The following is a 477-nucleotide window of genomic DNA, read 5'->3' on the forward strand; positions in this document are numbered from 1 at the left end:
ATCGGGTGGATGCCGGACTTGCCGGAGGTCAGCGCCGCCCAATTGTCGGCCTTGCCGACGCCCAACGACGTCACCACGCCGATGCCGGTGACGGCGACGATCGGCCTGCCCATGTGGTCATTCAGATTGGCCATGCTTTGTCCCTGGTGGTCACTTAGGCCGCCTTGATCAGCCCCATGCCCTCGAATTGGTGATAGCCGATCGCCGTTGCAAGCACGGTCGTGGGAATGCCGGCAAACGGCTTCTCGGTCGCGGCATCGAAAGCGGGATAGCCGGCCTTACGCTCGACGGCGAGTGCCGCCAGCGCCACGGCGAAGGGGAACTGCGCCTCCTTCATATGGCCGGTCAACGTCGAGAAGGCGCGTGCCGCGATGGCCGCATTGGCGTCGAACGCGGCTTTTTCGGCGGCGGTAGCGAGGTGGGCGCCGGAAGCGCCCGAGATCGCCAGCAGTTCGCCATTCGGCAGCGCCGCCTGCT

Annotated in this window: 1 protein-coding gene and 1 pseudogene; both read right to left on the minus strand. The window is 66.2% G+C overall.

What is annotated here, in order from left to right; translation table 11 throughout:
- A partial coding sequence (locus EOA33_RS38300) for a beta-ketoacyl synthase N-terminal-like domain-containing protein (RefSeq protein ID WP_348628305.1) occupies positions 1-134 on the minus strand: 134 nt, incomplete at its 3' end.
- Positions 135-154: 20 nt separating this feature from the next.
- Positions 155-477, minus strand: a pseudogene (locus EOA33_RS38305) (beta-ketoacyl-ACP synthase); the annotation flags it as partial.

The organism is Mesorhizobium sp. M4A.F.Ca.ET.050.02.1.1, from assembly GCF_003997725.1.
GTDB lineage: Bacteria > Pseudomonadota > Alphaproteobacteria > Rhizobiales > Rhizobiaceae > Mesorhizobium.